This window comes from Temperatibacter marinus (assembly GCF_031598375.1).
GTDB classification, from domain to species: domain Bacteria; phylum Pseudomonadota; class Alphaproteobacteria; order Sphingomonadales; family Kordiimonadaceae; genus Temperatibacter; species Temperatibacter marinus.
Genome location: NZ_CP123872.1, coordinates 1,209,502 through 1,234,790, shown reverse-complemented (window position 1 = coordinate 1,234,790; position 25,289 = coordinate 1,209,502). Strand labels below are relative to the sequence as shown.

Genomic DNA, 25,289 nt, shown 5'->3' with positions numbered 1-25,289 from the left:
TCAAAAAATGTCTATATGAATACCGTATAAGAAAAAAGGACCTAGCTATTTCTAGCTAAATCCTTGATAATATTGGTTAATTCTAAGGGATCGAAATCCTGACCTCTTCGCTGCAATCAGCGGGTATGCTTGCTATCTAATAAAGGCGGGCAAGATGGTATTGGAGACTTGTGTCATGATAGTATCTTTCATGTCATGACCAGTGATCACAACGACCAAGTCCAGGGCAGCTATGGTAATTATTCGATTACCTCCACCCCCCCAAGAGACTTTAGCATCATAGCTTTTATCGCCAACAATCAAATTAGTTTGATACCATAGATATCCATAGAAGAAGGATTTAGGTTGCCAGTCTTCGGTGACCCGCGTAATTGCACTTGTGGCTTTCGCCAAATAATCGGCTGGAAGGAATTGCTCACCGTTCAAGCGGCCTTCATTCATAACCAATGCACCCAGTTTGAGCAAATCACGAGACATAATGTTTAATCCTGTCTCGCCTAATGGCTGCCCGGCCGCATCCGTACGCCAGCTGTAATTAGAAATGCCCAATTTACCGAAAAACTCAGTCTTGATAAAATCTTCGGCAGATCCTGGCACCACCGCATTTAAAACATGCATGACCATAATTGGATCATAGCCGCGGTAGTTGTAGACCTGCGTTTCAGACGTAACAGGGGCGCTGAGTTCGAAAAAAGCCTGAAGCTGCGCTAAGCCTTTATACTGATCACTGTTTGTTCGAAATTTTTCCATCACTTCATCAGTGAAACGTAGTCCCGAGCGCATTGTCATTGCTTGATGAAGAGTGATCTTTTCAACACCCTTCACAAATTTTGTAGCATCAAGTCCTTTAAAAAAGCTAACCAAAGGCTTGTGTAAGTCGTCTAGGGTCAAATACCCTAATTCAATAGCACGGCCAACGACTAAGGCTGTATTTCCTTTGGTCCCAGAAGCGAGAAAGTGTGGCAGATTGATGCGGCCACGCTTGTAATAGGATTCGAACAAAAACTTGCCCTTATATGCGATAAGCAGACTGTCATAATCTCCGTGCTTGTTGTCAGCCATCTCCTGCGCAAGCTTAACAATCATATCTTTATTGCCACCATCTACACCTAATTCACCGACAAGCAGACCATCTTTTCTGTCATTAGGCGCAGAATTAATGAAAGCTTTATCTAAAAGGGGAAGTTCCCAGAATGGGACTTTTGCATCTGCGGCGGTGGCTTCGTGTGCTTGGCCGTCATCCCCGATGGCGACTGCATTAATATTCATTAATAATGTAACGGCAAACATACTTTTAAATAGCGTATTAAAGATCATTTTATTCCCTATCGATTTTATTAAACGTAGCGGCTCTATTAAACTTGGCTGCTTTATTAAATTTGGCTGATTTGCAAGCAAAGCGTATATGAAAGGGACAAAGCAACGTCACTTAGTCCTCTGTATTCTTAGTCCTTTGCAGTCTTACACACCAGCCGTGGTAACGGTTGCGGGAAACCTACAAGCCAGCCCTTTCGAAACAACTTAAATGTTCTTAAATGTTCTTAAATGTCAGTTTTCATCTGCGAAAACTAAGGTTTACCAGTCATAGATGTTTTGACATCATCAGGTTTCTGGTACATCAAGCTACAATCGATTACTATTCATAAGCTTGTATTTTTACATTTGGGTGCGTCTTGAAACAAAACCAACAATACCAATTAGGGTCATGGATAATTTGTCCGAGGACGAATAGCCTAAACAATAAAGACGACAAACGCTCTCTTGATAATAAAAGCATGCAAGTGCTTCTGTTTTTAATGCAGCATGCGGGAAAAAATGTCACGAAAGCCCAGATATTTGACCATGTCTGGAAAGGAAGCTTAGTTGCTGAGGACATATTGTCTGTCACGATCAATAAAATCAGAAAAGCCTTGGGCGATAATGCACGCAGTCCAACATTCATCAAAACCCTACCAGGTGTTGGGTATAGTTTAATAGCCGATGTTAAAACGGTAGCACCCTCAGCCCAGGTTAGCAGTAAAACAAGAAAATTCTCTCGTATCTCTATAAGCGTCATATCCTTATTGGTGCTAGTAGCGTCGCTGGCTGTCTATTTTATTAACTTTGATGACGGAACGGCCACAGAAACTCTACCTATTCATTCCATCGCTGTATTGCCCTTTAAGAACCATAGTTCAGCGCAAGACAATCTGCATTTTACCGATGGATTATCTGATGCTATTATCAATCAACTGTCGCAAAATAATCACTTAAAAGTGATCTCTAGGTATTCTTCCTTTACGTACCGCGGCAAATATAATGCAATAGATATTGGTAAAGCCTTACAGGTTGACACTCTACTGGATGGCAGTGTGCAAACCATGGGGAAACAGGTTCGAATAAATGTCAGAATAGTCAGCACAAAAGACGGTCAACAACTTTGGTCAAGAATTTTTGACGGTGAAACCGACAACTATTTTAAACTTCAAGACACTATCAGTGCCACTGTACAAGACATAATCCAACCCGGTTCAGATCAGAAAAGACAGCATGCTAAGCCCGTTAATGCACAAGCTTACGAATGGTATTTGATGGGGCAATATCACTGGCGGCAGAGAAATCCAAAATCACTGAATAAGGCTGTGAAATATTTCAAACAATCGCTAGAGTTAGAACCGGAATATGCTGAAGCGCATCTTGGTCTGGGCATTACCTATGCTACTTTGCATCGGTTTTCCAACTGGAGCGAGGAAAAAGCCGTAAGCTATGCCCTGCCACACATAGAAAAAGCATTAGAATTAAAACCCAACGCTCCAGCGGCGCTGGCTGCAAAGGGAATGGTTCTCACCCTTAGGGCAAGTTATGAAAGACACTTTACTGCTGCGGATTCAACAGTGGTACAGCAAGCAGAACAAGCATTTATACAGTCCCTTGCCCTTGAGGATAATGCCACCACCCACAATTGGTATAGCACATTATTAAAGCTGATGGGCAAACAGGCGCAAGTCGTCAAACACATGAGCCAGGCCATTGCGCTTAACCCGTTATCCGCCTCTCTTAAACGGTCGTACAGCAAATATCTTCAGTCAATTGGTCAACAAGATGCAGCCCAACGAATGTATCAACGCGCTTACATTCTTGAACCAGATCACATCTCACATGCAATTGAATCAACGCATGTTTTCAGGCATGATAAAAAGTCAATTATCACCATAGTTGAATGGCAGGCAGCAAATGCAGAGCTTTTCACAAACTGTTCTAGCGATGAATATTGTGAACAGGTTGTTTTGGCCTATCTCAGCATTGGCGCAAATAGCATTGCCGAAAGCATTCTTGCTAAAATGAAAGCAAAACATGGTCACTTTTTACATTCTTTGGATTTGATCAATTTGGGGCTAAAAGGCGAGGATCAAAATTTGCTGCCACTTATAGAGCGTATCGCCGTACATCGACCGAATAACCAGAGAGCTTTATTCAATCTAGCCACTGCGCAATTTCGTGCGGAAAAATTTAAACAGGCCAAGGAGACTATATTGCAAATGGTCCCTACAGGGCATCACGATACATCTCGAACACGACATGCCATCACAGCAGACAACTATTTAACCTTCGTATTATACGCAGCTACTTTATCCAAGTTAGGGGAGACTGAGAGCGCGAACCTGTTGCTTGATAGCATACAAGCATTTCTAAAGCTGGGTAAGGTGTTCGATAAAATTCAAGCTGAATTCACTCTGTCTGAAATTAATGCCCAGTTAAATAACAAAGAAAAAGCAATACAACACCTAGAAAACGCCTTAAACATGGGCTGGCTACCCTATTACGATAAGGAATGGTGGACACTGCAGAACAACCACCTTTTACAGCCTCTTCAGGAAGACGTTGAGTTCAAAGCATTATTGCAGAAGCACGAGAAGAGTGTGAATGAATTGCGAGAGAAGGTTGTAAATACTTTAAGCGATACGGCACAGTCAAATTAACCGGCTGTCTAGAAAACCACTCTTAATAGATTCTAAAGATTGAGATGCCCCTAGATTTATAGACACTTTGTCGTTCCAATTTAGTTTGTTGTTCAAAATCGATTGGTGACAACAATCCGTTGTTACCGTGCTTTCTTTTTGGATTATAGAACATTTCTATATAATCGAAGACTTCGCTGCCAGCCAATTCCTAAGCATGTGGAAGCTCATCACTCTATAGCAATATGGTTTAACCTAGATCTCGATGGACTTAGATATTTTTAAAGTTTAATTGCTGATCAAGAAAGATGTGTTTGCTTATAGTTTTTTTACTTAGACCCAAGTGATTACGTAGAATAGATGCCAATATGTCATAGGTATTATTGACTGGTTTCAAGTCTCTGCTTTCGTATAAATTCTCGGTGCTTAGTGCTGTAAAGTCGCCGATCACAGGGTTTATTTTTTTGCCCAAAAAATCTTTGGCTAGAATTTCTTAAACCTATCACTTTCTTTGAAAGCAAAGATAGTTGCAACTAAAGGTGAATACTGCTCTATATGTCGCAAGATATGAGTTTTAAAACTGGGTTTCTCATGTTTGTTGACCCCAGTTGGGTTGAAGGTGAGCATGCATAGAATATTGATAGCAATAATTATTGGGTTGTTTTCCTTACCTTTATTGGCGGATGACACCTGCCGTACCTGCCACATCGATCAATATGGGGGCTGGCAGATTTCCCATCACGCGCAGGCGATGGCGACCGCAACTGAGGAAAGCGTTCTTGGTGATTTTTCCGGCGTTACCATTGATCATCATAGTCAAACAGCCATCTTTTTAAAAACAGAGGATGGCTTTCAGGTTGCTATTAAGGATAAGGATGGTAAGGCCGTTACCTATTCTATTTCCTATACATTTGGCGTGACGCCCTTACAGCAATATCTGGTAAAAACAGATAAGGGTAAATATCAGGTATTGCCCTTTGCGTGGGATAGCCGTGACGAATCAAAAGGTGGTCAGCGCTGGTTCCATATATATCCTGATGAATATTTGCCCGCTGGTGATCGTTTGCATTGGCAACAACCCTTGCAGAATTGGAACGGTATGTGCGCTGATTGTCATTCAACTGGGCTTAAACGTAACTATAATGAAAAACGGGATGTCTTTAAGACCAGTTTTTCAAAGGTGAATATATCCTGTTCTTCTTGTCATGTGGACGCTTCAGCGCATGCTAGTGCGCAAAACACAATGGGTAAAAACCCACCAGGCTGGAAAGACGACCTGATGTCTTATCTAAATGACATGGGTGGGTTTACTTTGAAAGAAGGAGCGCATACAGCCACTTGGTCTGGTAAGGGGCAGCGCCGCCGTCCTGAAATGGAAGTATGTAGCGCATGCCATAGTCTGCGATCGCCTTTAAGGGACGGTATTGACCCTTCTAAAAAATTTATGGATCAGTTTTCACCTACACTATTGGATGATCCTTTGTATTTTGCGGATGGTCAGATTAAGGAAGAAGTCTATGTCTGGGGATCCTTTCTACAAAGCAAGATGTATCAAAAAGGCGTTAGCTGCTTTGACTGCCATGACAGTCATAGCCTGAAATTAAAGGCAGAAGGGAACGGAGTGTGTACCCAGTGCCATAGCGCCCCTGTGTTTGATACACCTAAACATCACAAGCATAAAACAAACACAAAAGGCGCCATGTGTGTGAACTGTCACATGCCAGAACGTAGTTTCATGGTGGTTGACCCGCGCCGTGATCACAGCTTTAAAATTCCAAGGCCTGATATCAGTATCCAAACAGGAAGCCCCAATGCCTGCACAACATGCCATACAGATCAATCCAATAGCTGGGCTGCAAAGCAATTAAATCACTGGTTTCCAGGTAGCAAGCATCGCAATAAGAATGCGGTGACAGTTCATAAAGCCCGGCGCGGTAATCCTTCTGCCCGCCGTCAGTTGCACACATTAATAAATGACGACAACATTGCGGCTATTACACGCGCAACGGCACTAAGCCTGATCCCCCGCGTTGCGGATAGGAATTTGATTAATCTTGCAATAGGCAAGCTGAATGACCCTTCTGCACTGTTACGTATCGGCGCTATACGCGCGTTAGCAGTGTTGCCACCAGAAAATCAGCATACCCTTATCAGTCCGCTGCTTGATGATGAATTTAAGGCTGTTCGTGTGGAAGCAGCACGCACTTTGCTTTCAGTCCCTAGCGCTGATTTGACGAAAGCTGCGTTTACAGAGCTATTACAGGCTGATCGGATAAGTAGTTGGCGCGGTGAAGGGCGTATGAATTTGTCTCAACATGCTGTTCGTCGCGGTGACATGGATGAGGCTGAGCGTCAATACCGCCAAAGCTTAAAGCAGGATCCGTCTTTTGCGCCTGCTTTGGTCAATCTTGCAGAACTTCTTAGGCAAACGGGTCGTGAAAATGAAGCAGTAGGCATGCTTGCCAAAGCTTCAACTGTAAAGAATGTTGATGGGGCAATATTGCATTCATATGGTCTTGCGTTAATTCGTTCAGGGGATAGGGCTCAGGCTCTTATACAGCTTGAAAGGGCTACAAAAGCGGATAGAAATAATGCACGATATGTATATGTTTATTTGGTAGCGTTGAACAGTATGGGTCAACCTGATAAGGCATATCGTGGTGTCAAAGCAGCACTGCGGCGCCATCGCTTTGATCCGGTACTCTTGCAGCTCGCCCGCTCTTTCGCTGCTGAGCGTGGTGATACAGTGTATCAAAGGCAAATTGAAACCAGGATATCTAAGTTATGACCTTGCCCCTTCAAATGCAGCCAGTATTAGGTAGTATTCTGGCAAGCAAAAAGGAGATTACGATGTCAGGCAAACGTTACAAACCAGAGCAAGCAATTGCTAAGTTAAGAGAAGCAGATATTTTATTAGGTCAAGGGCTTTCTGTCCCTGACGCTGTCCGCCAGTTAGGCGTCAGCAAGTTGACCTACTACCGATGACGTAAGGAATACGGCGGCATGAAAGTCGAGCAAGCTAAACGCCTGAAGGATATGGAAAAAGAGAATGCACAATTGAAGCGATTGGTAGCTGATCTATCCCTAGACAACGCCATTCTCAAAGAGGCCGCCAAGGGAAACTGGTAGAGCCTTCTCGTCGTAGAACTTTTGTTGATCATATTGTCCGCAAGCTTGACGTGTCACAGCGTCGGGCTTGCAAGGCCATTGGTCAGGTGCGGTCAACACAGTGGCGCAGGCCACGGATCAAGGATTGGCTGAAACAAATTGGGGTTAAAACGCTTTACATCGATCCAGGGTCGCCTTGGGAAAATGGCTACAATGAAAGCTTTAATGGGAAGTTGAGAGATGAGCTATTGGACGGAGAAATATTCTATGGATTAAAAGAAGCAAAGATTATCATTGAACAGTGGCGACAGCATTACAACACTGTCAGGCCACATAGCAGTTTGGGCTATCGCCCACCAGCACCAAAGACGATTTTACCGGCTGATAGCTGTTCCGCCCCTCCGGGGCTCCACATCCATCAGCCTTTACAAAAATCACATTAAAATGGTTACATAAAAAGTGGCTGCGTTACTGGGGTCGGGTCAATGGGATGCCCAAAGCTAATCATAGTCACCGTTTTGGTCACCGCTAAACAAAAGGGCTAGCAAATGCGCTAACCCCTTGTTTTATTTGGTGGAGCCTAGGAGGATCGAACTCCTGACCTCTTCGCTGCCAGCGAAGCGCTCTCCCAGCTGAGCTAAGGCCCCTAACCGTTAGGATGACTGACAAAAAGAAGAATTAACTTTCGTCACCGTCTGAAGAAAGGCTTGTATCAACCATACCAGTTACTTCAACATCATCATCGTCATCAAGAGAGACATCGCCGAGGATTGGATCGTCATTGTCATCAATATCAACATCGACTTCGAGATCTAGATCTTCAGACTCTTCTTTTTCCGCTTTTTTCTCGACTTGTTCTACAGCAATGATTGGCTGCTTCGATTTCAAGATAGGCTCTGGAGCCCATTCTGTACCGCATTCAATACATGTTACTGGGTCTGCATTGCCGAGATCGTAAAAACGCTCACCACATTTTGGACACGTACGCTTTGTACCCCATTCTTCTTTTACCACGGTTCTCTCCTTTGAAAGCCGACCATAAACTATTTTGTCGCATCCCTTGCCAGAAAGTGATTATTGTGTCAAAGAAATTAGCAACAATTGAGCTTAAAATTATTACTTATCTGTTTTAAAGTGCTATTTCCCATGACGCAAGAGCCTAAAATCCAAAATATTGACCCTTCTATGAAATCATCAGCAGGCGATTCTTTAAAAGGCACTGTTCAAGTGCCCGGTGACAAATCCATTTCGCATCGGAGTTTGATGCTTTCTTCCCTCGCCGTAGGAGAGAGCCGTGTCCGTGGGCTTTTAGAAGGCGAAGATGTCTTAGCCACTGCAGAGGCGATGCGACAAATGGGCGCAGACATTAACCGATCTGAAAATGGCGAGTGGCGGATCCACGGCGTCGGCGTTGGGGGCCTCAAGGAACCCGCAGATGTTATTGACATGGGTAACAGCGGGACCAGCACGCGTTTGATCCTGGGCTTGCTGTCCAGCCATGAGTTAACAGCCACGATGACCGGCGATGGAAGCTTAAGAGGTCGCCCTATGAAAAGGGTTATTACGCCGATGGAACAAATGGGGGCCCGCTTTATGACCCGCCGTGATGGGCGCCTGCCTCTTGCCGTTACAGGCACCAGCACTGCCCAGCCTTTATCTTATGAAAGTCCTGTGGCCAGTGCGCAAGTCAAAAGCTGTGTTTTGCTTGCAGGTTTAAACACACGGGGCGTGACGACTCTCAAGGAATCGGTTGCGACTCGTGATCATACTGAGCGTATGTTATCAGCAATGGGCGCTGATCTTATGGTCTCTGATCACGAAGACGGCAGCCGCACGGTCTCTATTACTGGACCCGTTACCCTCTCCCCCATTGATTTGGATGTCCCTGGCGATATATCCAGTGCCGCTTTTCTTTTAGTGGCCGCCTCAATCATTCCAGAGTCTGATGTAACACTTAAGAATGTAGGTATGAACCCCCTTAGAACTGGCATTATCTTTGCCCTTAAGCATATGGGGGCTGACATTACCCTTCTAAACGAGCAAATTCTTGGCGGTGAACCTGTTGCGGACATTAGAGTGAAAGCAGCTCGGCTCAAAGGCGTTACTGACTTACCTGTGCATCCTTCGACCATGATTGACGAATTTCCTGTGCTCTTCTGTGCAGCCTCAGTCGCATCAGGGACATCCCGCTTTACTGGACTCGAAGAATTACGAGTCAAGGAATCAGACCGAATCGCTGTTATGGCGCAAGGATTGAAAGCATGTGGTGTCTCATTCACTGAACTAGAAGACGGCATTGAAATTGTCGGCAACAACGGTAAAGTCAAGGGCGGTGGTCACATTGATAGTCATTTGGATCACCGCATAGCCATGAGTTTTTCAATTCTGGGACAAATGGCCCAAGAAGCAATCACCATTGATGATGCAAGCCCAATCAATACAAGTTTTCCTGGGTTTAAAAATCTTATGCAAGGACTGGGAGCTTCTTTAGACTAAACGTAAAAGCGGCCCTTGAGCCGCTTTTCCTTTTTCTAAGCTCAGCTTAAAACTTAAATTTCAGTCCCACCCCAAAATCATATTCATGGGACCGACGTGCAATGAGTGATAATTTTTTACTAAATTCATAATCAATCGTCACATCAAAACCTTCATCTGTATTCCAGTGCCAATCGACTGCTGCTCGCTCTGTAATATTAAAGTGACTGCCTATTGCAAACCTAAAGACACCTTTTGTGTCAAGACGCAGTTCACTTTGAAGCATAAAGGGTAACATTTTCGAAAAGCCTATGAAACCAATGGTCTCTGTTTCTACCGTGTGTCCTTGCTCTTTATGTCGTTCCAATTCTATGCCAGCCATGAGCTCGGTAAATTTATCAATAAAATACGTCCCTTGCAGGGTAATCTCAGCAGAGCCCTTATAGTCACCTTCCCAATCAAGAGAAACTCGATTGCGATTGTTCACCATCCACAAGGAACCAAACTGCTGGTTACTGAGCACCGCGAGATCAGCAAATTTGAACCAATGATCATCCATAGAAAGGTTTCGCGCAAATTGATCGTCAATCTGACTGGTACCAGCGTAAGAAATCACGCGACTCATACCAGTTTTCATATGGTAAAGATTGTGACAGTGAAAAATCCAGTCCCGTTCCTCATTAGCCTCAAATTCAATGGTAATGGTGCCCATGCTCACTAAATCTACTGTATGCTTCAAAGGACTAAAGGCTCCTTGACCATTCAACACACGGAAAAAATGGCCATGAAGGTGCAAGGGATGGCTCATCATCGTGGTATTTTCAAAGATAAACTGGACCCGTTCGCCCTTTTTAATTTGAATGCGATCCGCCTCTGATAGTGTTTTTCCATTAAAAGACCAAATATAACGTTCCATATTCCCCGTCAGTTTTAAATGGACTTTCCTTACAGGCATAGCCGTATCAAATTCTGTTGGTGTCACTGACTTTAAAGGGGCATACGTAGTAAGATGTTCAATCACCTCTCCTTCGGCCTGCACCATAGTACAGTGGCCCATGGCAGCATGTTCCGGTAAACAAGAAGTCATCGGCATCATGGCATCTTCTGTCTTCGATTCGGCCTCGGGCTGTGGTGATGTTTCCTTGCCCTTCATATGCTCACGGTGATCCATTAAAAATAGATTGGGCCTAGGGATATCTGGCGCCTTCACCTTTGGAGCAGATGGGTGACCAATATAGGCAGAAGTCTGACCAGTCCCATCAATATTCGTTGCCCGCAATTCAAAATTTCCAGTGGCTGGGACTGTTACTTCTACATCATAGGTCTCCGCGATTGCATGCTTTAGCTTTTTCACTTTTATGGGCTGGACATCAACACCGTCGATGGCAACGATCGTCATAGGGCCGCCTGCATATTCTACAGTGAAATAACTACTAGCCGCTGCATTAATCATACGCACACGTACCGTTTCACCTGCCTTCGCCTCTGCCAACTGAGTCTCTAGCGCACCATTAGCAAGGTAGGCGTCATACCCAACATCAGATAAATCCATAGGGCCCATGCGAGTCCAGCTGGCATAAAGTCGGTTTTTGATGGCTTTCGGTCCATTCTGAATGACTTTTAGCCAATCTTGAGAACTGCCCTTTTTGTTTTCATAATAATGGCCTTCGCGCTTAAGATTACGCAAAACATCCATCGGTTTTTCGTCTGTCCAATCAGACCAAACAAGCATTTTATCTTGCAGAACTGGTGCCTTTTTCTCTTTCGGCAAAAGGCGAATGGGGCCATAAATTCCCCGCTGCTCTTGCAGGCCGGTATGGCTATGATACCAAAAAGTTCCTGAATGCTTAATCTCAAACCGAAAGGTAAAACTTTGCCCTGCCGCAATGGGTTTTGTATTCAGATACGCCACACCGTCTTGCTCTGGCGGCAAAAGAATACCGTGCCAGTGCACTGTTGACATCACATCCATCTTATTGTGGAAGGTCACTTCCAGTATATCCCCCACTGTCGCCTCTATCAGGGGACCTGGAATAGAGCCCCCAATCGCCATCGCTTTCACAGGGTTACCAGTAAAATTGACTGTTTTATACTCTATATCAAATTCGTATTTTCTCTCATCCGCCTGAAGGGAACAGGCGAAGATAAAAGTGCTAATAAGAGCACCAACTATAGTTTTCATCGTAAAATCCTAAAAATCATTAATTCAGTAGAAATAGTGAATTAGAGAAGGATTTTTGGTGGGGGTGCACTTGGGCGATGCGCAAGAGACGTAGGGCTTTTAGGCTCAAAAACTTTTGTCGCAGAGTTGGTTTTACCAAAGATTATAACAACGTTAGGCGCCCATAAAGAGACGGATTGCATCATTGGACATCCTGCAGGACAATCACCGCAATCAGACATCCGAGCCTGTTTCACAGACTCCTCATGACAGTCTCCCTCGGAGATAATCATATGGTCTGTTGAACTCTGTTCTAGAGCTGGCTGGTGAAATAAGGACGACACTGAGGCCAAACTATTCCCCCCCGCTTGAATAAAGCAGAGGGAAATTAAGACGGTCCCTATGAATGTCTGAATATATTTCATAAACCCCTCTCTAGCATAAGCAATCAAGAGGAACAACTCACAAGGCTGTCAACAAAACTAACCTTCTTTGAATTCAGCAAAAGTAACTTGAGTTCCATCAGGCGTATAATATCCAATTTCTGTTGCGCCGTAGAAGGTCTCTCGGCGCGGGAAGGCCTGATCAAAATCTTGAAGAACTTCATCTATGGCATCAATATTAGCGACAACAATGAAAAGTAAGACCGGACTAGAAAGCAAATCTTTGCCTTTGAAAGACTGCATATCCCCCTCGATACTCTCAACAGTTTGCATCATAAATTGTTGTTGGCCATTAGAAATTATTGCAAAACCTAAAGGGCCAGACCCCTCTGGTCCATCAACGGGCACACTGTCCGTAATCTGAAAGCCTACCGCCTGCCAGAAGGCTAAACTAGGTTCAATATCCTTCACTGCAATATTAACATTTATCTGTGTAACTAAAGTCTTGGTATCCATTCTACCCTCCTGCCGTGACTCTTTTTTTGTTCTTGTTATGTTCTTATAATCTGATTCGGCGTAAGAGTCAATCGCCCTTGCCATGAAAGCAAATCATGTTACCTTGTTCATCAAATAATTGGGGTCATAAGGAGAGAGAGAAATGAAGGGTTTATCATCACTTTTAGCGCTCGCGCTACTCAGCGCACCAAGTGGTGCAAGCGGTGCGGAAGACGTGACGCGCTTCCATCAGATGGTCAAAGAAGTATCCGCAGATCGTATCCAAGCTGATATTCGAAAATTAGCAGGCTTTGGCACCCGCCATACGCTATCGGACACGCACTCTGACACCCGAGGAATTGGGGCTGCTCGGCGTTGGATTGAAGCCGAATTTAAAGCCATGAATGCCACGTGCAAAAATAAGCTCGAAGTCTATACAGTTTCTGAAGTGTTCCACACGCCCCTCGATAAGAATCCTCGTGGCCGTATTCCAGAACCGACTGAGGTGGTGAATGTTCTCGCCGTTCAAAAAGGAACTCTTGACCCATCGCGGGTTGTCATGATGTCAGGGGATATTGATAGCCGGATCTCTGATGCGCTTAATGGAACCGATGACAGTCCCGGCGCCAACGATAATGCCTCAGGCATGGCTGGCACCATGGAAGCTGCCCGTGTCCTCTGTCATCACGATTTTGCTGGAACGATTGTTTATGCTGGCCTTAGCGGAGAAGAACAAGGTTTGTTTGGTGGGAAGTCCGTCGCGCGTCATGCCAAAGAAAAGGGCTGGCGCTTCATGGGAGTTATTAATAATGACATGATTGGCAACAGTGAAGGCATCAACGGTGTAAAAAATAACACCACAGCCCGTGTCTTTTCTGAAGGCACCCGAGCCATGGAAACGAGCCAAGAAGCCAGAAGCCGACGGTTTTTGGGCGGCGAGGTCGATAGTCCTTCAAGGAACATCGCACGACTCGTCGACCGACTCGCTGATGACTATATACCGAATCTAGATGTCATGATGATTTATCGCTTGGATCGCTTTGGTCGCGGCGGCCATCACCGCCCCTTTAACGCAGAGGGCCTACCCGGTGTAAGAATCATGGAAACCAATGAACATTATGACCGTCAGCACCAAGATCTAAGAAATGAAGATGGCCGTCATTATGGAGATACGGTTGAGTATGTTGACTGGGAGTATGCTGCCAAGCTCACCAGTCTGAATGTGGTCACTCTAGCGTCAATGGCCGGAGCACCACCCTTTCCTGCGGATGTTGTGTTGGAAGGCGCTGTTCGACCCTCGACTACTCTCTCGTGGACCCTCAGAAGTGATCAACTGGAATCCGTTAAGGCGGATAATTTAAAAGGCTTCCGCATTTACTGGCGATACACGACAGATGCGCAGTGGCGCTTCAGTCGATTTGTCCCAGCTGATACGCGCAGTTTTACTTTAGAAAATATAGTGATCGATAATTATTTCTTTGGTGTAGCCAGTGTTGCAAAGGATGGGTCTGAGAGCCCTGTGGTTTTTCCTTATGTGATGGGTGCCTTTGAAAAGCCGCTCAAAAAAGACAGCTCTCAGTAGAGATCATTTCATATATACCACAATAAGACGGGATAATTGTTCTCGTCTTATATTCTTTAAATACATAGACTTACATTAAATACTAATAAATTAGTTGACAGAGTTTTTCGCATGAGTATCATTAAATCCTAAAGAATTAGTTTTAATGAGGATACCATGGCCCGCAAAAAATCTGATCACCTAACTGACGGCGAACAAGCCATCATGCAAATCTTATGGCAACGAGAAAATTGCTCTGTGAAAGAAATTACAGAGATTTTATCTCGGGACAAGGACGTGGCTTACACAACTGTTCAAACCATGTGCAAAATTCTTGCAGAGAAAGGCTATGCTACATACCACAAAGAAGGACGAGCATTCCTATACTCAGCACAAATTACTCAGAAAGAAGCCCAACGCGGTGCTTTCACGAGTTTGCTTCATCGCTTCTTTGGGAGCTCACCTGAGCTCCTTGCTCAGCATCTCATGGAAGAAACAGATCTGGAAATCAAGGACATTGAAGCCTTGCAAAAGAAAATCGATCAAGCGGACGAGTAAGAGATCTCATGTTATTTGAACTTTCCATACTGACCACCTTCATCCTCTACCATCTGGCCATTGGGCTGTTGTTATTGGGAGGACTGACCCTTCTCTTTCGATTCTTCTCTGTAACCGCTGAACTGAAGAGTTGGGTGTGGGTAACAGCTTTTCTCTTAGCTACTCTATTGCCTTTCTCTGTCTTCATAAACGAGTCCGCTCTATCCGCAGAGATCAAGCGTCAGCAAGGGGAAGCCTCACAGATGAAGGCCCTTCTAAGGGATCAATCTAGTGAGAGAACCTCTGAGATCACAAGAGACGCCGCTTTAACACCCAAGCAAGCCTCAGCAGCCGTTCAACCGCCTAAAGAATGGACAATTTCAGGCCTTACAGTATTATTTTTAACGCCCCTTTTACTTATCTTTCTTGGGATATGGGGCATGGGCACTCTTTGGCGAACTCTTTCTGTCCTCAGGACCTTTTTCAGAACTCAACACCTGATCAGGCAAGCAAGCCCGGTGCAAACTGCACGCAGCCTGGATCTTGCTTCCGGCACCATGCCTGACAATATGGCTCCTCTTATGTCTGCCCCAAGCATCCATTCACCGATGGCTGTTGGTTTATTGGCGCCCACAATTTTACTCCCTGATCATTTCTTGCATCAGCTTAAACCAGAGCAACTTCAATCCATTTTATTGCACGAGCAAGCACATATAGACCGATGCGACTTATGGGTTAATTTGGGTCAGGAAACATTAGCCATTCTATTTTGGTGGAGCCCTATTATGCGGATCCTCAATCAACAAATTCATATCACGCGAGAGTTGGCGTGCGATATGAGAGCTGTGAAGCATCTTGCGAACAGCAAATCTTATGCTCAGTCCCTTGTGGATTGTGCCCATCTCATGCTGCGGGAACGCAGAAATATCCTAGCAATGGGATTATTTAGTAAAAAGAAAGAACTTCACTACAGAATAAACGAGGTACTCACTATGAAAACAATAAAAGCCCCTCGGGCTATCATGACAGCTTTAACTTGCGTAACCCTTTCCGCTCTGACTTATGGATCGGTGAATGCTTACGCACCTAATGTAAACTTAACGCTCTTAGAACAAGAAGCCAATCACTACTCTAAACTTTCTCGTGCAGAAGGCGAGTATTTGATGGAACTGATTAAAGACCGCAATTACAAAAAAATTGACATGCTTATTCAAGGCGGACTCAATATTAACACTCCTTTGCAAGGCGATGGCACCGCCCTTATCATTGCGGTTAAGACGGGTGATATTGATATGGTGAAACATTTAATCTCACTTGGTGCTAATGTTAATCAGTCCGCTCAAGGGGACGGCAATCCTTTAATCATGGCTGCTCGCGATAATCACATGGAAATCGCCAAGCTTCTTATCTCTGAAGGCGCAGATGTGAACGGGTTTGTTTCCAGTGATGAAACACCTCTGATTCAGGCCTCATGGAATGGAAATTTCAACATGGTGAAATATCTTGTGGAAAAAGGGGCAGACGTGAATTTTGGCGTCACAGTCAATGATTACCGCGGTAAAAAAGAATACCGCAGCCCCCTAAGTATGGCTAAGTCTAAGAAAATAAAAAGATTTTTAACCAACCGTGGCGCAAAAAAATAACCTTGCCCATTTGAGAAATCTTCGATGATTTTTTGCAGTTAATATAGTGGTAGAGAGGGAATTCCCTCTCTACCTTGTATTCTCCAAAAGGACTGGTTATGGTGCCCCCTCTTTAATATATTTATCTAGGTTGGGGTTTAAAATGATTAGACTATTGAGCACACTTTTTATTGCAGTCATCCTTGCAAACAGCAGTGTCCTTGCACAAGTTGAACAAACAAAAGGCACATTTAAAGATAAATTCCGACAGCTTGATGAAATCTTGCCAACCCCAAATGTCTATAGAAATGCAGCCGGCGAGCCTGGTCATAAATATTGGCAACAAAAAGTAGATTATAAAATCAAGGCGACACTTCTTGAAGACAAACGCCGTTTAGAAGCCATAGAAGAAATAACTTATACCAATAATTCCCCAGATACTCTGCGCTATCTTTGGCTGCAGCTTGACCAAAACCGATTCAAAAAAGACAGCATGGCTGAAAAATCAACAGCCTTTGCAGGAATTGGTCGGCGCGGACCAGGAACCAAACTTGGTAATCGTACAAAGGCCCACGGCCTCTCGATGGAAGAAATAAGACGCCAGCAATATATGGATGACAACAGGTTTGGCTATGACGTTTTGAATGTAACCGATGCTAAGGGTAACCCACTCAATGTTGCCCTTGTGGGCACAAATCTGAGAGTAGACCTCAAGAGCCCTCTCAAACCTGGCAAAAAAGTAAAATTCAACGTCGAATTTGCTTTTAATATTGTTGATGAAAACATCATATATGCACGGGGTGGTTACGAACACTTCCCAAATGACAAGAGAGAAGGGGGCAATGACATCTTCCTTTTCGCTCAGTGGTTCCCAAGACTGCATGCCTATACAGATTATGAAGCATGGACCAACAAAGAATTTTTAGGCCGCGGCGAATTCACCCTTGAATTTGGTGATTATGAGTTAGAGATGACTGTCCCTGCGGATCATATTGTTTCGTCGACAGGTACCCTGCAAAACCCTAAAGACGTTCTAACGAAAGAACAGATGAAACGCCTAAAAGAAGCTGAAACAGCAGACAAACCACATTTTATTGTGACCGCGGCAGAAGCTCTTGAGAATGAGGCGGCGGGAACCGATGCAGTAAAAACCTGGAAGTTTGATGCTGATAATGTACGCGATTTTGCCTGGGCTACTTCTCGAAAATTCATGTGGGACGCTCAAGGCTATCAACAAGATGGTGCAGACCAAGAATTAGTGATGGCCATGTCTTTCTACCCAAAAGAAGGGGGCGATCTCTGGAAGAAATATTCGACAGCCTCCATCATTCATACCATGGAAGTCTACGGCCATTTCACCTTTGATTATCCTTATCCTACCTCTCAGAGTGTCAACGGCCCTGTTGGCGGTATGGAATATCCGATGATCACGTTTAATGGTCCTCGCACCAAACTGCATAAGGACGGCACACGGACCTATAGCGAAGGTATGAAAAAATATCTTATTGGCGTTGTGATCCACGAAGTTGGCCACAATTATTTTCCAATGATCGTTAATTCCGATGAACGCCAATGGACATGGATGGATGAAGGCCTGAATAGTTTCCTTGATGCGGTGGCAGGCCGTGAGTGGGATACCTCTGTCAGTTGGGGCGCTGAACCAAAAGATATTGTGGCTTATATGAAGTCGGACAAGCAAGTCCCTATTATGACCCAAGCTGATAGCTTGTGGCGTCCCGGACCCAATGCCTATGCAAAACCAGCTGTTGCGCTCAATATCTTACGTGAGACAATCTTAGGCAGAGAACTGTTTGATTTTGCTTTTAAAGAATATTCACGCCGCTGGAAATTTAAACGTCCAACGCCGTCTGACTTCTTTAGAACAATGGAAGAAGCATCCGGCGTAGATCTTGACTGGTTCTGGCGGGGATGGTTTTACACAACCGATCATGTAGATATCTCGCTTGATGCTGTCTATAAACTGCGCGTTGATACCAAAAATCCCTTGGTCGAGAAGCCGGTCAAAGAGACTGAGCGTTTAGAAAAGCATACCAAGTCAATCTTTTTAAAACAGAATGCCAAAGACGGTAAAAAAACATGGATGGAAAAGAATGAAGATATTCGTGATTTTTATGATGAAGTTAAAGTGAATGACATTCTAGAAGCTGATCATAAAGCGCTGGGCAAATATCTAAAAGGTCTTGAAAAGGATAAAGATTACGCTTGGCAGCGCACCGTCTTTGAGCGCGCGATAAAGGACAATAAATCCTATTATATTCTTGAGTTAAATAATAAAGGCGGACTTGTTATGCCTGTTATTCTTGGCCTTGAATTTACAGATGGCAGCCGCAGTAAAGACTACATCCCTGCGGAAATTTGGCGCCGTACTCCTGACCAAGTCCACAAGCTTCTTGTTTTTCCTAAAGGAAAAGAACTTAAGCAGGTGGTTTTAGACCCTGATTGGGAGACATCGGATACAGATTTGGACAATAACTATTATCCGCGTCAGATCATACCAAGTCGGGTTGAGATCTACAAAGGCAAAGGCTACAAACCAAGCCGCATGAAAAAATGGCTTGATGCTGAAAAGAAGAAAGCGGATGACGCAAAAAAAGCGCCAACTAAAACGGATAAAGTGAGTGACAAAGTCGACAAAGTGACAGAAAAATAATGAAGTCTGCTCTCTTAAAACTCGGCATTATTCTTGTGATGGGGGGACTCCTCTGGTTCCCTGTCACTGCTCATCAGCAAAAAGAAGGCCTCACAGTCATAAAGTATAATGAGCGCTCTCAAGCCTATGAGATTATGCATCGCTTTTATGTGCACGATGCAGAACATGCTGCTGGACGCATTGAGGGGCCACGGGCAGATCTTATCGCCTCAAAAAAAACTCAGCAAATCTTTGCAGACTATGTGAGAGCGAATTTTCAGATTAAAATAAACGGAAAAGCTCTCCCTATAAAATCTGTTGGATATGAAATTGATGGGGCTTATTTTTGGGTCTACGAGGAATTTTCCTCCCCCCCTCTTACTCAAACTGCAAGTATCACAAATAAAATCTTGATGAATATCTGGGCAGACCAGCAAAATTTAGTCAATGTTGAAAGCAACAATGCTGTCTCTAGTTTAATTTTTAAAAGTAATATGACTGTTCAATCTATAAATCTAAGTTAAAGAACCCCATGCTGACTCGCGCAAAAGCTTTGAAATTCATCTCTTCCTTATTTCTCTGTACGATAGGGCTTATCTCAGCTTTCAGTTCAAACACTAAAGCAGAGGATCCTCTGGTCTTTGGTCTAACTTATGCGAGCAGTGCTCAGTCTAAATCCTTTGCTCGTGATATTATTTCTCAATTTTGTGCAGACATAAAACAAGAGTGTAAAGACCGCGAAATGTCAGTGGCTCGAATCCTAAAAACATTTCGTAATCGCGGTACAGATATCGTTCTTTTTTATGATCATACCGTGAATAAAAAGGACTTCCGGTCAGCCAATCCTATCGTCACAATCGATGTTTGGGCTATTGTCCCAAAAGACCATCCTACGCTCAAATCTGAGGCAACCATCTTCGATCATAAACTTGGCTTTATGAGATCACTTGGCCTTGAGAAGATATTGAATTTTGAGGGGGACAAAATATTCTCTGATAGTTTAAATCAAGCTCTCAACCAATTAGAGAGAGGACGAATGGATGCATTTGTTCAATATGGGTCTGAAATTCAACTGCAGACTTCTATAGAAAAACTTTCTCAGAAGGGGTACACTATCCTGACCCTCATAGAAGACCTTCCTCTATTTGCAGTTATGGATCAGGGCAACAGCAAGGGACATTTGCTCAAAGCTTTCAGTGACTGGATGGATAACAAGCATCACGCTGGGATTCTTTACGATATATACCAAAAACATGGTTTAAGCTTTGTTTATCCTTATGGCAAAAACTGGAAAAAATGGATGAAATCCGAAGAATAGTTTCTAACGCTCAGTGCACTTTTGGCGATTATGGTTATTTTCATCAAATTTTAACTAAACATTGTTAAAAACGTGAAATAGTTTCATTATACCGCCAGATATGGGGCTATAAATGAGTAATAAAATGAACATTTTTTATACGATTCTCTTAGTTACTTTCACATTAGGAGTGACACCAATTTCTTATGCAAAAGAATTTAAAACATATGATTTAACCTTTGGAGCACCAAACCGACTGAACCAAAAAACATTGTCTATCACACAAAAACTCATCACAGGCTTTTGCACAGAAAGTAAGCTTTCTTGTCAGTTTCTAACCATCCCTTCTCGACGGCTGATGCGAGCCTTTGAACAAGGCAAAATCGACATCGTCATGTATCAAGACCATGTACAAGGTCCCGGTAGACTTATTACCGACCATCCCTTTGCTGCCACAACGTTACTCGCCATTGTTCTCACGGAAAATTATCCAGATAAAGTATTTGACCATAAACGAAAGGGTCTAACTCTGGCTTGGCACCGAGGAGATGGATTAGGATCCACCATAGGCTTCTCAGGCAATCATGTGGAACTGGACACGCTGGAGCAAGGTCTTCGTCTTTTAAAAGCGAGGCCAATTGATGCTATTCTTGATTGGAATAGCGAGCTCTTTGCCCTAATGAGTTACGATAAATTGAGAGAGCAGGGCCTTTCCGCAATCCCAATTTTGGAGGATGTTCCCTTATTTCCTGTCATGAAAGCCACCAACGACAAAACCCTCTTCTTACAACAATTAAATGACTGGTATCTTGATCAACACGCTAAAGGCCTCTTGAAAAAATTATATGAAGAGATCGGATATCAAGACGTTTATCCCTTTGGTAAAAATTGGCAAAAATGGATAAAATAGGACTACTTTCAGCGAATTTTCCTTGAGGGAGGCCTATACTCAGCTATTATATAAATTGCAGTAATTCAGAACTATAGGCATGCATGCGCTCTCACTTTAAATTTTTTTCTATGATACTGATCATGGTCTCATGTTCAGCACTTGCAGAAGAAATTTCCCCTGACTTGGTCTTCGGATCCTCTGATCGTTTAAACCCAAAGACTCGCCAAGCTTCAAAAATCTTTATGACGAGTTTCTGCAAGGAATTCAATTACACTTGTCACTATGTCGTCATGCCTGTTCGCCGCCTTGAAAAGGCCTTTGATGATGGCCGTGTTGACGTCTATATGTATAAGCATAAAGATCCAACCCTTCCTTGGGATGCAACTAAGTTACCCTTCGCTAAGATTGATATTATTGCAATAGTCAGAAAAGAAAGTGACATTCAGTCCGTTAAGGATCTCACCAACGATCGTTACTTGGCTTGGCACCGTGGAGAAGATCTCAATCAAATTTTTGGCTTTACAGGACGCAGCCTTGAACTGGACAATCTTCCTCAAGGGCTTAAAATTTTAAAGAACAGGCCTCTGGACGCCCTTATAGAGTCAAACAGTGAGTTACTCAGTCTCATGAGTTATAAGCAGCTTAATGAACAAGGTCTAAGAACCATTCCCATTCTTAAAAACTTCGAACTGTTCCCAATCATGAAAAAGACAACGAAGAAAAAATCAATCCTACTTAAGCTCGACCAATGGCTGCTTGCAAAACATCAGGACGGAACCCTCAAACCTATCTTCATCAAGCTTGGTTTTGAGGATATCTATCCCTTCACCTCATAAGGCCAACGCTTACTTTTTCCCGTATAGACTTTCTAGACGCTCTTGATAAGCGTCACAGATCACATGCCTGCGAATTTTTAAAGTTGGTGTCATTTGTTCATTGTCGATTGAAAAAGCTTCTTTGGCGATGATGATCTTCCGGATTTTCTCAAGGTTTGACAAGCGTCCATTCACTCGCCTGACAGCAGCATCCAATGCCTTCTTAAGATCTGGATCATCCATAAGGTCGGCCAATTTACGGCTTTCTTTTTTATTTGCTTTTGCCCATTCCACAAGCCACTCCTGATCAGGCACAACCAAGCCGACCAAATGAGGCTTACGATCACCGTAAACCATCGCTTGAGCGATTTCGTTTTCTAAGGCAATTAATCCTTCTATTCTTTGAGGAGAGATGTTATCGCCCTTATCATTGATCAGGATATCTTTCTTGCGATCAGTGATGGAGAGAAATCCTTCATTATCTAAGATGCCAATATCCCCCGTATGAAGCCAGCCCTCCTTAAGAGCTTCTTTTGTAGCAAGGTCATTGCCCCAATAGCCCTTCATAACTAATTCACCCCGGATAAGGATCTCGCCGTCCGCAGCAATTTTAACTTCTGTATTTTTCATAATCTTACCCACCGTACTCATTCGGGGATCAGAAGGTGGATTAACAGAGACCACAGGGCCAGATTCTGTCTGCCCATACCCTTGCAACAACGGCAAACCAAGGCCTGCAAAGAAAAAACCAACATCCGGGGACAAAGGCGCCCCTCCGGAAACAAGTGCTTTGATCCGTCCCCCAAATTTTTTCTGTACCTTTTTCCGAACCAATATATCCAAAAGAGAGTCTTGGAGTTTTTCAAAGAAGGAGAGAGACTCTTCTCCAATAGACTTTTTCATGCCGAGCGCGACGGTTCGATCAAATAGCTTTGAAGAAAGCCCGCCTTTCTTTTGCATCTGACGCATGAGTCTAAGACGCAGCATTTCAAAGAGTCGTGGTACAACAACCATGATCGTCGGACTTGCTTCTTCCATATTGGCCGCCAATTTATCTAAACTTTCTGCGTACCAAATGTCAGCCCCAATTGAGAGCGGTAGATACATGCCCGCAGAATGTTCATAGGCATGAGACAGAGGTAAAAAAGATAAAAAAGAATTATTCTTTAACCCCAGTTCTTTAATAACCTCAGCCGCCCCTTCACAATTATGAAGGATAGCACCATGATGGATCATAACTCCTTTTGGAGCACCCCCAGTACCAGATGTATAAATCAAACAAGCAATGTCATCACGTTTCACAGGGTCTGACCATGCTTTCACCATTGCTACATTTCCGTCCTGAGCAGCAAGCTGTTGTGTCCAGTCATAGACTGTCACATCAAGTTGTTGCGATAAATCAGGATCTTCCATACAAATTGTATGCATTAAATCCTCTGATTCATGCGCAGCCTTTAGAAAGGTCATAGACAAAGCTTTGGTCGAAACAATGGCGGCCTTAGCCCCGCTATTTTCTAGAATATGTAAATAATCACGAGGCGTATAAGTTGTATAGGTGGGAACGCTAATCGCACCTGCGGCCATTATGGCTAAGTCAGCAATCGCCCATTCAGGCCTATTTTCCGAGACCAGAACAACCCGATCTCCCTTTTCAATACCCATTTGCTTCAATGCTTGTGCTAATTGAGCAACTTGTTTAGCCACTTCCTGCCAAGAGAGAGACACCCAAGCCCCGTCTTTTTTTGCATGCAGCATTGGTTTCAAAGCATTGGCTTCTACTTGATCGAAAAACATGGATACTAGATTGGGCCAGTTGTTGATCGGCATAAGACCTCCCACTTTTTGTCTATCTTTACGTCACGCCATAGTCTCTGATTTAGGTAGTCAGGTCAAGAAGGCAAGAGCGAAACCAATTTTCAATAAGATTTAATTCTCTATTGACGCAAGACTCTTCCAATATTAAGACCCCGATGCAAGGAGTCGTGCTGCGTGTCGAAAAGACTTGCAGTGATAAGAATAAAGTGTCAGAATCTAAAATGCAGTCAAATAGGGACTGCTTTGTCAATAGGTTACGGTAAATGACCACAGACAGTACAAGCAATAACGTGTCTCAAGATTTTGAGATCGATCCCCTCTGGCAAGAGATTTCGGACGGGAAAGACAACTTTTTTGTCACGGAAATCACGCAAGATTTGACACATTATGCTGCAGGTCAATCGCTCCTTTCTTCTGCAGCATATTTCTGGGCAACCATCCAGGATGATGAAGGCCATGGACCTTTCATTCCTGCTTTTTCGAAATTAACACCAGAAGCACTCAGTCCCTTCAAAGCCAATTCGATTCTCTTAATGAATACTGAATCTGGTTGGATTATAAGATTTGTTGGCGAAAATTTATCCCGTACTCTTGGTGGGCAATTTAATCCTGGGGTTAACATAAAAGAATTAGACAATCATAATTCCCTTGAGATGCTCGATCGTACACTCTCGGAGATGTTAGATAAGCCTGCCCTCTATGCTGCAAAAACAGTGATTGGTGACATCAATATACATGCCCTCGTGATGCCATTGACGAAGGCAGAGAACAGGGTTGATTTTGCCCTCTGCATTTTAGACCAAGTCACACTCGATCAAGATGAGGGGGCCGTGCCTTCCACTGAAGTCATCAATGAATTAGGCGGTCTTTTGGCCACATGCCAAGATAATGCTGCAGTAGTTGCCGCGATCCCTGGCAACGCTCATGACCATCTCTACCAAGCCTTAGCCACGACCCTTGGCTTTTATGAAACGAGCTTGAATACACCAAATGCTCTCGCAGTACTTTTGGCCGAGCATGAGTTAAAAAGCCAAGAACGGGCCCCTTTTACACCAATTTTAAAATTGGTTTTTGGCAAGCAGTACGATAAAACCCGGTTAACTGAATATGCAGCAGCCCTTTCTTATGCCTGGCGGCAAGGACAGCATGCAGATAGCTTTGTCGAGTTCATCAAATCAGAATCTGGTGGTATCAAAGGATGTGTGAAGAAAGAGCGCTTTGAAAGACGAAAACAACGGGGCGCCTTTAATGCCAGCAGTTTAGACTCTGCCCATGAAGCACTTCACAAACTTCCCGATATGCCCTTAGACAAATTACCCACTGACAAGGCCTTTTCCTTGGCAGTTGTAAGAAGGAACCAAGATGGCAGTTCAAGCATTATCGCACCTTATGCAGCAACTGAAACAGTTTTGGAAACAGCAATAAAGAGAACAGCCCGTCTGATGAAAGACGGGACATTGAAACCAAGGTCCCAACCAAACCCTGATAAAATATCAGCACAGTCGCAAGAAGTTGATGAATAAAAGTATCAACTAACTGC

The 25,289-nt window shown here is 43.8% G+C and carries 18 protein-coding genes, 1 tRNA gene and 2 pseudogenes; 13 read left to right on the top strand and 8 right to left on the bottom strand.

Annotated features, from left to right (window positions below; all coding sequences use genetic code 11):
* Positions 1 to 132 precede the first annotated feature (132 nt).
* Positions 133 to 1,317: a serine hydrolase domain-containing protein gene (locus tag QGN29_RS05580; RefSeq protein ID WP_310799706.1), complete on the bottom strand. Its 1,185-nt coding sequence runs from the start codon at positions 1,315 to 1,317 to the stop codon at positions 133 to 135.
* Between the two features lie 356 nt (positions 1,318 to 1,673).
* Between QGN29_RS05580 and QGN29_RS05575 the strand changes: the two genes are divergently transcribed.
* The gene (locus QGN29_RS05575; RefSeq protein WP_310799705.1) at positions 1,674 to 3,959 is read left to right on the top strand and encodes a winged helix-turn-helix domain-containing protein; all 2,286 of its coding nucleotides are present in this window, start codon (positions 1,674 to 1,676) and stop codon (positions 3,957 to 3,959) included.
* A 22-nt stretch (positions 3,960 to 3,981) separates the two neighbouring features.
* On the opposite strand, the pseudogene QGN29_RS05570 reads toward QGN29_RS05575, so the two are convergent.
* Positions 3,982 to 4,143 (bottom strand): annotated as a pseudogene (locus QGN29_RS05570) (IS3 family transposase); the annotation flags it as partial.
* A 420-nt stretch (positions 4,144 to 4,563) separates the two neighbouring features.
* Between QGN29_RS05570 and QGN29_RS05565 the strand changes: the two are divergent.
* The gene (locus tag QGN29_RS05565) at positions 4,564 to 6,726 is read left to right on the top strand and encodes a cytochrome c3 family protein (protein ID WP_310799704.1); all 2,163 of its coding nucleotides are present in this window, start codon (positions 4,564 to 4,566) and stop codon (positions 6,724 to 6,726) included.
* A gap of 62 nt (positions 6,727 to 6,788) precedes the next feature.
* Positions 6,789 to 7,489 (top strand): annotated as a pseudogene (locus QGN29_RS05560) (integrase core domain-containing protein).
* Positions 7,490 to 7,617: 128 nt separating this feature from the next.
* Here QGN29_RS05560 and QGN29_RS05555 read toward each other — a convergent pair.
* Both QGN29_RS05555 and QGN29_RS05550 read right to left on the bottom strand, forming a co-directional pair.
* A tRNA-Ala gene (locus tag QGN29_RS05555) sits at positions 7,618 to 7,693 on the bottom strand.
* A gap of 31 nt (positions 7,694 to 7,724) precedes the next feature.
* Entirely contained in the window at positions 7,725 to 8,060 is a 336-nt protein-coding gene (locus tag QGN29_RS05550; RefSeq protein ID WP_310799703.1) for a TIGR02300 family protein, read from the bottom strand.
* Positions 8,061 to 8,192: 132 nt separating this feature from the next.
* On the opposite strand from QGN29_RS05550, the gene aroA reads away from it, so the two are divergent.
* Positions 8,193 to 9,542, top strand: a complete 1,350-nt coding sequence (gene aroA / locus QGN29_RS05545) for a 3-phosphoshikimate 1-carboxyvinyltransferase (RefSeq protein WP_310799702.1) — start codon at positions 8,193 to 8,195, stop codon at positions 9,540 to 9,542.
* Positions 9,543 to 9,588: 46 nt separating this feature from the next.
* On the opposite strand, the gene QGN29_RS05540 is transcribed toward aroA, so the two are convergent.
* Genes QGN29_RS05540 through QGN29_RS05530 form a run of 3 tightly spaced genes read right to left on the bottom strand, consistent with a single transcriptional unit; the run spans position 9,589 to position 12,581 of the window.
* Entirely contained in the window at positions 9,589 to 11,703 is a 2,115-nt protein-coding gene (locus QGN29_RS05540) for a multicopper oxidase domain-containing protein (protein WP_310799701.1), read from the bottom strand.
* Between the two features lie 41 nt (positions 11,704 to 11,744).
* On the bottom strand, positions 11,745 to 12,107 hold the full coding sequence (locus QGN29_RS05535) for a hypothetical protein (protein ID WP_310799700.1): 363 nt from the start codon (positions 12,105 to 12,107) through the stop codon (positions 11,745 to 11,747).
* 57 nt (positions 12,108 to 12,164) lie between these two features.
* Positions 12,165 to 12,581, bottom strand: coding sequence for a VOC family protein (locus tag QGN29_RS05530; RefSeq protein ID WP_310799699.1), 417 nt, complete (start codon positions 12,579 to 12,581; stop codon positions 12,165 to 12,167).
* Between the two features lie 142 nt (positions 12,582 to 12,723).
* Between QGN29_RS05530 and QGN29_RS05525 the strand changes: the two genes are divergently transcribed.
* The 8 genes from QGN29_RS05525 to QGN29_RS05490 all read left to right on the top strand — a co-directional run bounded on the left by QGN29_RS05525 (position 12,724) and on the right by QGN29_RS05490 (position 21,955).
* On the top strand, positions 12,724 to 14,142 hold the full coding sequence (locus QGN29_RS05525; RefSeq protein ID WP_310799698.1) for a M28 family peptidase: 1,419 nt from the start codon (positions 12,724 to 12,726) through the stop codon (positions 14,140 to 14,142).
* Positions 14,143 to 14,298: 156 nt separating this feature from the next.
* Positions 14,299 to 14,679: a BlaI/MecI/CopY family transcriptional regulator gene (locus QGN29_RS05520; protein ID WP_310799697.1), complete on the top strand. Its 381-nt coding sequence runs from the start codon at positions 14,299 to 14,301 to the stop codon at positions 14,677 to 14,679.
* 8 nt (positions 14,680 to 14,687) lie between these two features.
* A complete protein-coding gene (locus tag QGN29_RS05515) occupies positions 14,688 to 16,301 on the top strand; it encodes a M56 family metallopeptidase (RefSeq protein WP_310799696.1) in 1,614 nt (537 codons plus the stop codon).
* A 142-nt stretch (positions 16,302 to 16,443) separates the two neighbouring features.
* Positions 16,444 to 18,951 (top strand): M1 family metallopeptidase, encoded by a 2,508-nt coding sequence (locus QGN29_RS05510; RefSeq protein ID WP_310799695.1) that lies wholly within the window; start codon positions 16,444 to 16,446, stop codon positions 18,949 to 18,951.
* Positions 18,951 to 19,454: a DUF6702 family protein gene (locus tag QGN29_RS05505; protein WP_310799694.1), complete on the top strand. Its 504-nt coding sequence runs from the start codon at positions 18,951 to 18,953 to the stop codon at positions 19,452 to 19,454. The genes QGN29_RS05510 and QGN29_RS05505 overlap by 1 nt, the downstream gene beginning before the upstream one ends.
* An 8-nt stretch (positions 19,455 to 19,462) precedes the next feature.
* Positions 19,463 to 20,248 carry a substrate-binding periplasmic protein gene (locus QGN29_RS05500; RefSeq protein ID WP_310799693.1) on the top strand — a complete coding sequence of 262 codons (786 nt, stop codon included), beginning with the start codon at positions 19,463 to 19,465 and terminating at the stop codon, positions 20,246 to 20,248.
* Between the two features lie 112 nt (positions 20,249 to 20,360).
* Positions 20,361 to 21,137: a transporter substrate-binding domain-containing protein gene (locus QGN29_RS05495; RefSeq protein WP_310799692.1), complete on the top strand. Its 777-nt coding sequence runs from the start codon at positions 20,361 to 20,363 to the stop codon at positions 21,135 to 21,137.
* Positions 21,138 to 21,259: 122 nt separating this feature from the next.
* Entirely contained in the window at positions 21,260 to 21,955 is a 696-nt protein-coding gene (locus QGN29_RS05490) for a transporter substrate-binding domain-containing protein (protein ID WP_310799690.1), read from the top strand.
* 9 nt (positions 21,956 to 21,964) lie between these two features.
* Here QGN29_RS05490 and QGN29_RS05485 read toward each other — a convergent pair whose 3' ends face one another.
* Positions 21,965 to 23,761 carry an AMP-dependent synthetase/ligase gene (locus tag QGN29_RS05485; protein WP_310799689.1) on the bottom strand — a complete coding sequence of 599 codons (1,797 nt, stop codon included), beginning with the start codon at positions 23,759 to 23,761 and terminating at the stop codon, positions 21,965 to 21,967.
* 251 nt (positions 23,762 to 24,012) lie between these two features.
* On the opposite strand from QGN29_RS05485, the gene QGN29_RS05480 reads away from it, so the two are divergent.
* Positions 24,013 to 25,272 carry a hypothetical protein gene (locus QGN29_RS05480; protein WP_310799688.1) on the top strand — a complete coding sequence of 420 codons (1,260 nt, stop codon included), beginning with the start codon at positions 24,013 to 24,015 and terminating at the stop codon, positions 25,270 to 25,272.
* The last annotated feature ends 17 nt before the right edge of the window (positions 25,273 to 25,289 follow it).

Bases quoted from the DNA above. Each gene is read 5' to 3' on its own strand.
- QGN29_RS05580 (WP_310799706.1), bottom strand. From the start codon at position 1,317: ATGATCTTTAATACGCTATTTAAAAGTATGTTTGCCGTTACATTATTA.
- QGN29_RS05525 (WP_310799698.1), top strand. From the start codon at position 12,724: ATGAAGGGTTTATCATCACTTTTAGCGCTCGCGCTACTCAGCGCACCA.
- QGN29_RS05540 (WP_310799701.1), bottom strand. From the start codon at position 11,703: ATGAAAACTATAGTTGGTGCTCTTATTAGCACTTTTATCTTCGCCTGT.
- QGN29_RS05490 (WP_310799690.1), top strand. From the start codon at position 21,260: ATGGTCTCATGTTCAGCACTTGCAGAAGAAATTTCCCCTGACTTGGTC.
- QGN29_RS05515 (WP_310799696.1), top strand. From the start codon at position 14,688: ATGTTATTTGAACTTTCCATACTGACCACCTTCATCCTCTACCATCTG.
- QGN29_RS05520 (WP_310799697.1), top strand. From the start codon at position 14,299: ATGGCCCGCAAAAAATCTGATCACCTAACTGACGGCGAACAAGCCATC.
- QGN29_RS05510 (WP_310799695.1), top strand. From the start codon at position 16,444: ATGATTAGACTATTGAGCACACTTTTTATTGCAGTCATCCTTGCAAAC.
- QGN29_RS05495 (WP_310799692.1), top strand. From the start codon at position 20,361: ATGAGTAATAAAATGAACATTTTTTATACGATTCTCTTAGTTACTTTC.
- QGN29_RS05530 (WP_310799699.1), bottom strand. From the start codon at position 12,581: ATGGATACCAAGACTTTAGTTACACAGATAAATGTTAATATTGCAGTG.
- QGN29_RS05485 (WP_310799689.1), bottom strand. From the start codon at position 23,761: ATGCCGATCAACAACTGGCCCAATCTAGTATCCATGTTTTTCGATCAA.
- QGN29_RS05500 (WP_310799693.1), top strand. From the start codon at position 19,463: ATGCTGACTCGCGCAAAAGCTTTGAAATTCATCTCTTCCTTATTTCTC.
- QGN29_RS05535 (WP_310799700.1), bottom strand. From the start codon at position 12,107: ATGAAATATATTCAGACATTCATAGGGACCGTCTTAATTTCCCTCTGC.
- QGN29_RS05505 (WP_310799694.1), top strand. From the start codon at position 18,951: ATGAAGTCTGCTCTCTTAAAACTCGGCATTATTCTTGTGATGGGGGGA.
- aroA (WP_310799702.1), top strand. From the start codon at position 8,193: ATGACGCAAGAGCCTAAAATCCAAAATATTGACCCTTCTATGAAATCA.
- QGN29_RS05480 (WP_310799688.1), top strand. From the start codon at position 24,013: ATGACCACAGACAGTACAAGCAATAACGTGTCTCAAGATTTTGAGATC.
- QGN29_RS05565 (WP_310799704.1), top strand. From the start codon at position 4,564: ATGCATAGAATATTGATAGCAATAATTATTGGGTTGTTTTCCTTACCT.